General features: G+C 69.2%; 7 protein-coding genes. 1 reads left to right on the top strand and 6 read right to left on the bottom strand.

All coding sequences use genetic code 11. The features are described from left to right. Positions 1-660: 660 nt before the first annotated feature. The 4 genes from ACIOFR_RS41535 to ACIOFR_RS41520 all read right to left on the bottom strand — a co-directional run bounded on the left by ACIOFR_RS41535 (position 661) and on the right by ACIOFR_RS41520 (position 3,880). On the bottom strand, positions 661-1,047 hold the full coding sequence (locus ACIOFR_RS41535) for an ATP-binding protein (protein ID WP_401005930.1): 387 nt from the start codon (positions 1,045-1,047) through the stop codon (positions 661-663). Between the two features lie 155 nt (positions 1,048-1,202). Next, positions 1,203-2,444 carry an MFS transporter gene (locus ACIOFR_RS41530; RefSeq protein ID WP_401005928.1) on the bottom strand — a complete coding sequence of 414 codons (1,242 nt, stop codon included), beginning with the start codon at positions 2,442-2,444 and terminating at the stop codon, positions 1,203-1,205. A gap of 93 nt (positions 2,445-2,537) precedes the next feature. Then, a complete protein-coding gene (locus ACIOFR_RS41525) occupies positions 2,538-3,443 on the bottom strand; it encodes a sugar phosphate isomerase/epimerase family protein (RefSeq protein ID WP_401005926.1) in 906 nt (301 codons plus the stop codon). Beyond that, on the bottom strand, positions 3,440-3,880 hold the full coding sequence (locus ACIOFR_RS41520; RefSeq protein ID WP_401005924.1) for a cupin domain-containing protein: 441 nt from the start codon (positions 3,878-3,880) through the stop codon (positions 3,440-3,442). The genes ACIOFR_RS41525 and ACIOFR_RS41520 overlap by 4 nt, the downstream gene beginning before the upstream one ends. Positions 3,881-3,969: 89 nt before the next feature. On the opposite strand from ACIOFR_RS41520, the gene ACIOFR_RS41515 reads away from it, so the two are divergent. Beyond that, positions 3,970-4,890 (top strand): LysR substrate-binding domain-containing protein, encoded by a 921-nt coding sequence (locus ACIOFR_RS41515; RefSeq protein WP_401005923.1) that lies wholly within the window; start codon positions 3,970-3,972, stop codon positions 4,888-4,890. 355 nt (positions 4,891-5,245) lie between these two features. On the opposite strand, the gene istB is transcribed toward ACIOFR_RS41515, so the two are convergent. Both istB and ACIOFR_RS41505 read right to left on the bottom strand, forming a co-directional pair. After that, positions 5,246-5,971, bottom strand: coding sequence for an IS21-like element helper ATPase IstB (gene istB / locus ACIOFR_RS41510; protein WP_401005931.1), 726 nt, complete (start codon positions 5,969-5,971; stop codon positions 5,246-5,248). A 102-nt stretch (positions 5,972-6,073) separates the two neighbouring features. Continuing rightward, positions 6,074-7,114 carry a Mu transposase domain-containing protein gene (locus tag ACIOFR_RS41505; RefSeq protein WP_401005921.1) on the bottom strand — a complete coding sequence of 347 codons (1,041 nt, stop codon included), beginning with the start codon at positions 7,112-7,114 and terminating at the stop codon, positions 6,074-6,076. Between the last annotated feature and the right edge of the window lie 159 nt (positions 7,115-7,273).

Below are 7,273 nucleotides of genomic sequence, written 5' to 3'. Positions count from 1 at the left end.
ACCGCCCCCTCCCGGAACTCGGCGTCGTACGTACGTCGCTTCCCCACCCTCAACTCCTTATCGGGTCACGACTCCACGCTACGAGGGGAAGCACATCTGATCACTTCCCAGGAGTTGGCGGCGGGGTGCTGTGCTGCCAGTCCAGGTTCCCGTGTCCCTGGACACGGGAGCTGACGGCAATTGAATGGGCGTCCTGACCGGGTTCGGCAGCCGGATTTGCCCACGTTCGGCACCTGCTCTGACACCAGCGTCTGGGACTGGCCGCAGGAGGTTCTGCAGCTGCCATTACTCACACGGCATCGGGATGCAACAGTCGGACCGGGTCAAGGGGCACGGGTGCCGGGGGACCGTCCAGCCAACTCTGATACTCCCGGCCACAGAATGAGTGTCCCGCCGCGAGTCGGAGGTGCCCCCTCCTGCAGCGGGTGCGCCGGACGGAGCGCTCCTGCGGTGGCTGTCGACGCTGGGGGAGTGGGCGGACAGGCGTGGAGCCACCACCGGTGCCTGAGCGGGGTGCGCTGTACGCGAGGCGGGGAAGCCGGGCCAGAGTGGGGTGCGTGTGGACAAAGCAAAGGGCTTGCTGCGGACCTGATTCTGGCCCTTGGCGAGGTCGTCCTGGTGGAGCGGTGTCCGGATGTCGGACGCCAGAGGAACGGCCCGTCAACTGGCCAGAGGGAGCGCGCACCTCGCCCAGACCGTCTTGCCGTTCGGGTGGCGTTGCACCCCCCACTCGTCGGCCAGGTGGTCGACCAGGGCCAGACCGTATCCCCCGCGGGCTCCCCGTTTGGCGGCGGGGAGCACGGCCGGGAGCATCCCGCCGCGGTCGTCGACCTCCAGGGTCAGCATCCCGTCATCCCAGCACAGGCGCAGCTCCATGACGCCGTGGCCGTGCCGCCATGCATTGGTCACCAGCTCCGATGCGATCAGCACCGCGCTTTCCGCATTGTCGCGGGCAGAGGGGTCCCCAGCGGTGGATATGCCGAGCTCGGCGGTCACACACCGCACTGCGGCACGGGCCCGGCGAGTGGGTACAGCGTCACCCTCCATCCCGACACGACAGGTGGCCTGCTGGTCCCTGTTGTACGCGGTGGGAGGCCGTGGGGTCGGAGTCCGGGGCATGTGAATCACCTTTTCGGGTTTGGGCCCGGTTCATCGGGCCGAGGGCAGAGGTGGGAGGATCCGCCTGCGGGGTGGCTGCATCGCTAGGCCGCGGCCTCCTCCGTCGAGAGGGGCTCTACGCCGTGTCCACCGACTCTGCGGTCACGCAACCACACGCTGCTGAAGACCAGCACGCAGATGGCGGGCAGCACGCTGACCATGGCGAAGGTGCTCGCGGCACCGTGTCGGTCGATCAGCCCTCCCATCCACGGCACGGTCAGCGCGGTGGCGAGCATGCCGCCGGAGCCCATGAGCGCCAGTACGAAGGAACCGCCCTTGGGGCAACGTTCAGCCACCACGCCGAGCATCGTGGGCCACAGCCGGCCGATGCCGAGGGCGAAGACGGCCGCGGCGCCGTAGGCGACCGGGGCGCTTCGGGTGTGGGCCAGCAACTGGAGTCCGATTGCGGCGAGCGCGCACGAACCGGCCAGCACGGCGACCGGGCTCAGGTGGCCGATGAGTCGGCTGCCGATCGTCCGGGACGCGAACATGATGCCGTTGACGAAGGTCAGGACCAGGATCCCGGAGGCTCCTGCCAACTGGTTGAGGGTGTCGGGGATCCACTGGTTGGGCCCGAGTTCGGTGGACGCGGTGAGCAGCATGCAGCCCAGGAAGACCAGGAAGACGGGCCGGAGGGCGGTCCGGAACATCTCCTTGCTGGTCACGGCGGCGACGACCCGCTCGGTGTGGGGGAAGCGCAGGGGGAACAGGAGCACGCCGTAGCCGACCACCAGCAGGAGAATCACGCCGAGCTTCGCCTGCCAGCCCATGCCTGCGCGGGTGAATCCGTAACCGACGACGCCGCCGGCGATGAGGCCGCCGGCGAACCAGGCGTGGAAGGTGTTGAGCCGCAGTGTCTTGTTCGTGGGGTAGAGGGTGGCAACGAGCGGGTTCGCTGCAGCCTCGATGAGTCCGTTGCCCAGCCCGACGACCAGCGTTCCGGCGAACAGTGCGTTGAACCCTGATGCTGTGATCGTGACTACCAGCCCGGCGAGTTGAGCGATGAAGGCGAACACGAGGATCTTCTTGGCACCCAGCCCGTCCACCAGCAGGCCGCCGCCCAGGATGGCACCGACGTAACCGTAGAAGGCCGCACCGGCGATCAGGCCCAGCCGGTAGTGGTTCAGGGCAAAGTCCTGCCCCAGCGCGCCCATGATGTCGCCTCGTACGGAGAACGTCATGCCGGTGGCGGCGAGTGCCACGCAGCTCCCGATGAACAGGCGGCGCACGCGGAACGCGGCCGCCGCGGTGACTGGGGATCTGGGGCCGGAATTGAGCGCGGTCATGGAGGGCTCCGGGTTTCGGGGGGTACGGGGGACGGAACGGATCCGCCGGGCGGCGTGAGGGAGGGGTGGCGCCCGCCGGACGAACAGCCGGGCTCAGTTTCCGGAACCCACCTGCGTGAGGTGCTGGCGCAGGACGCGGGCGGACTGCGCGGTGTAGTCCTCGTAGAGGTCTGCGGGAAGCACTCCGGAGGCGTGGTCGCGCAGCCACTTGATCATGCCTTGGCTGAGGGATTCGTCGGCGGCGTCGGCGATCTGCCGGTCGGAAACCGGCGTGCGGTCGACGGCCGGCATGAACTCCACGGACAGGTGACCGTCGTAGCCCACGGCGGCGAGTTCGCCCAGCACGGCCGCCCAGTCGATCGCTCCCGATCCCGGCGGGAGCCGGTTGTTGTCGGCGACGTGGAAGTTGACCAGTCGGTCGGCACAGCTGCGAATGGCGGATCGCCAGTCGGCTTCCTCGATGTTCATGTGGAAGATGTCCAGACAGATGCCACAGCCTTCGCCCACCTCCTCAGCCAGGCGCAGCGCCTGGTCGGCCCGGTTGATGAGGTAGGTCTCGTAGCGCGTGAGGGGCTCGATGGCGAGCCGGACGCCCCGGTCGGCGGCGTGGTTCTGGGCTTTGCGGAGCGCTTTGACGTACCAGTCCCACTCCAACTGCGCGTCTGCCATCGGCACCAGCTTGCCGACGGTGCACGGCACGGTGACGAAGGCGCCGCCCAGTTCGGCGGTGAGGTCGATGGTCTCCAGGAGGTAGGCGAGGCTGGCCTGCCGGATGAAGGAGTCCTCGTGGACGAGGTCGCGGCCGCCCATGAAGAGTGCAAGGCCGCCCGCACAGGAGATCTCGTAACGGGCGAGCAGGTGCCTGACCGCCGCGATGTCCGTCGCGTGCGGGTCGGCGGAGATCTCGATCGCGTCGTATCCGTATCGGGCCAGCCTGGGGACGGTGACCTCCAGCGGCTCCGGACGCATCCAGTTGTGCATGGACAGGCGCATGGTCATGGCGTGGCTCCTGGCGTGGTGGAGGATGAGGTGTGGCGCTCCGTGCGGCCGAGCAGCTCGACGGTCACGAAGCGGAGCGTGGTGTCGCCGTTGTTGTGCAGGTCGTGGATCACCGGCGCGTCATTGCCGCGGGTGAAGTACTGGGTGTCGCCCACGGCGTACGACCGGCCGTGCTGCTCCCACGTGCTTGCCTTGAGCTGCCACTGCAGAGCCGTGCCCGGTTCGGTGCACGTCCAGAAGTAGTCGAGGGCGTGGCAGTGGAGGGGTGCCCGGTCTCCGGGTTCGAGGCGGACCTCCCAGACGCGGACGGTGGTGTTCTCGAAGAGGAGACGGGTTCCTACTTCACGGTTGAGGGGTGCCGCCTCCATCTCCGCCGGGGACGGGCCGCCGGATGCGATGGTGGGGTTCGTGGCTTCGGGGGACTGTTGGATGCCCATGAATCGAGCATGGGCCGCCGCAGACCGTAAGTCTAAGATTTCTTTTCTATCCATTCACATAGGATTTCTCTATATGTAGTGTGGGTGGTGTGAGTCTCAGGCAATTCGAGTACTTCGTGGCGGTGGCCGAGGAGGGTTCTCTGAGCCGCGCCGCCGCGCGCTTGTCCGTCGCGCAGCCGTCCTTGTCCCAGCAGCTCAGGACACTCGAACGCCGGGTCGGCGGGCCGCTGTTCGAGAGGCTGCCGCGCGGCATGCAGCTGACACCGGCCGGCCGCGCCTTCCTCCCGCAGGCGCTCGCGACGTTGCGGGACGCCGAGCGGGCCTACCGCTCCGCGCGGGCGGCGACCAGCGGCGAGTCCGCGGAGCTGGAGATCGCCACCGTGTCGTCGATCGCAGCCGGCATCCTGCCGAAGGTCATCCGGGCCTGGCACGACCGGCACCCCGGGTGCCCGATCCGGCTTGACGAATTCAGCCATCGCGACCTTCTGGAGCAACAGGTCCGCAACGGCCTGGGCGACCTCGCGGTGGGTCCGCGGCCCCGCGCCTGGGACGGCCCGGTCGTGCCACTCGGACATGAGGAGTTCGTCGTGGTGCTCCCCCGCGGTCACCCGTCCCTCAGCGACGGCCAAGGGACGCCCGTCACCGGAATCGCCCTGCGCGACCTCGCGGACCAGGAGTGGGTCCTGTTCGGCCAGGGGCACGGTCTCAACGACCTGATCTCCGGATACTGCTCGACCGAAGGGTTCCGGCCGACGGCGGCGGTACGCACCTGGCAGGTGGACGCGGCGGCGCGGCTGGCCGCTGCCGGGGTGGGGCCGGCGCTTCTCCCGGACAACGCGCTGCCCGCAGGGCTCGACGCCGTCGTGCTCCCGTGCCGGCCCAGGCGCTTTCGCGAACTGACCTGCTACCTGCGCGGCGAACCGCACGGACTCGTGCGCCAACTCGTCACGGCACTGCAGGAAGCACCCCTGGGGCTGGTGCGGTCCCCGGTCCGCCCGGACATCAGCTGAACACAGGTCCTGCCGAGAGGCTGGGCGGACCGGGAAACCGCAGGGCTTCAGCGTTCCGGAACGCGGCTTCAGCGTTCCGGAACGCCCAGCCTGAGCTGCGCACTTTCCACGGGTAGCAACAGTCCTTGATGGTTACCATGGTGCAGCGGGTAGGTTCAGGCCTTCATCTCCGGACCAGCAGGCCGTCATCCGACGCCGCACCGAAGGGCACGACCGTGAGCACACCGCCGCCGCTCGTCGTCGGCAACATCTGTCAACGGTCATTGAGAAGCCCAGGTGGGCGGTCGTAAAGTGTCCAGGTTGGTGGCCACCAGAAATCCATGCCTGTGGCCAGTGGTGTTCCTGGGGTTGGGGGTCAGTTCAAGGGGACCACGCCCTTGCCGGCGAGGGCCTCGGCGAGGCGGTGTGAGTCGCCGGTGGTGGTCACGAGGTGGGCGTGGTGCATGAGGCGGTCGGTGCTGGCTCCGGCGAGGGTCTTGGGCATGATCGTGTCGAACCCTGAGGGGTGGATGTTGCTGGTCACCGCGATGGAGCGGCGTTCGTAGGCCGCGTCGATGATGCGGTAGAACGCTTCGGCGGCGTCCTCGCCGACCGGAAGCAGGCCGATGTCGTCGACCACGATCAAATCGGCCCGGCAGATCCGGGCGACGGTGCGGGCAGTCGACCCGTCGACCTTCGACTTGCCGATCGCAGCGGCCAGGGTCTCCAGGGTGAACCAGGCCACTCGCAGGTCCTTCTCGATCGCGGCCTGGGCCAGGCCCTCGGTGGAGTGGCTCTTCCCCGTCCCGGACGGGCCGGCGATCACGAGGTTCTCCGCGCGGCCGATCCACTCCAGGGTGACCAGGGAGTTCTGGGTGGGTTCGGGGATGGTGGAGTCCTCGGCCCGCCAGGAGGCCAGGGTCTTGCCGGTGGGGAAGTTCGCCGAGTGCCGACGAAGGCGCCGGGTTGCAGCGTCGCGGCCGGTGACCTCCTCGGCGATCAGCAGCCGAAGGACCTCGGCGGGGTCCCAGCGTTGCGCGCGGGCGGTGGCCAGCACGTCGGGTGCGGCCTTGCGCATATAGGGCAGGCGCATGCGGCGCATCAGCTTGTCGAGTTCCTCGGGGATGGCCGGCGGGTTGGGGAAGCTCACGAAGGGGCCGTTCTGTTTGGGTGACGTGTAGTCAGGACGTGTTCAGGGGTGGGGTCATGGTCGCCGACCCAGGGCCTGCCAGCCGATTGTTCCGCTCTGGACCGAGTGGGCCTCGTCCGCGCGCACGACCTCGCCGGCGGGCTTGCTCGCCGCGATGTGCTCCAGGATGGAGACCAGGTCGTCGTCGGCGAAGCGCCCGGCAGCAGCTGCCAGCCCAAGGGCCTGGTCGACCCGGTCACTGCCCAGCACGGTGGCGAGCTCGACGGCGCGGGCCATCTTGGCGCGGATGCGGGAGGCGCCTGCGGGCCCGGCCTCCTTCAGCCAGCGTCCCGCTCCGGGGCCGATGCCCACGAACGCGATCTCCGCCTCCGAGCGAGGCTGCAGCCGGGGCTGGTGGACACTGCGGCCGTCGGGGTGGTCGGGGTAGTGCGCGTCGATGATCTGCGGGACCCCGGGAGTGGACAGCTGGTGGCGCCAGATCTCGGATAGGTCCCCGGAGTTGGTGCGGGCGGTGATGGACAGTTCCTCGCCGACCACCCGGCACCAGACCCGGGCGCCGGTATAGCCCGGCGGGGTCGAGTAACGCACCGAGTTGAAGCTGATCGTGCGGTCCGAGCCCACCACCCGCTCCTCGCCCAGCGCGAGCGCCAGGGGCTCGGCCGGCAGGACGTGCAGCGTGGTGCGTTCGATGTCCAGCCGGTCGACGGGTATCTGTCCCGTTGCTCGGTGGCGGCGCGTGTTCACCGCATCGCACCAGGTCAGACAGGCGTCCGCGAGCTCGGCGAAGGAGTCGTAGGCGGGCAGCAGGTTCGCATCGGTGGGCACCAGGTCGGCCTTCGCGATGCGGACCGTGGCCTCCGCGCCGCCCTTGGACTCGGGGTCGTAGGGCACGCAACTCACGACCTGGCAGCCGTAGTGCCGGCCGGCGGCGACCATCTGCGGGTGGCGGACCGGGATCCCGGCGATGTGTTCGACGGTGACGGTCTTCGCGTTGTCGGTCAGCACGTAGGTCGGTGCCCCGCCGATGCGGCGCAACGTGGTGTCCAGGCAGGCGACCAGGGTGCCCAGCGTGCAGTCCCGGACCGGGATCACCACCCGGAAGCGGGACCATGACAGCCACGCGCAGAACAGCCAGGTCCGCCGCCCCGCGATGCGCGGGCCCTGTCGGGTAGCGGGGACGCATTGCTGCGTCCCCGCCCCCTCAGAACCGGGCGAGCGGGTTTCCCCGCACCTCGGCTCAAGCAAGCCCCGAGG

The organism is Kitasatospora sp. NPDC088346 (assembly GCF_044740765.1).
GTDB lineage: Bacteria > Actinomycetota > Actinomycetes > Streptomycetales > Streptomycetaceae > Kitasatospora.
Note: the sequence above shows the minus strand (reverse complement) of the source record. Positions and strands in the feature narration are given on the sequence as shown.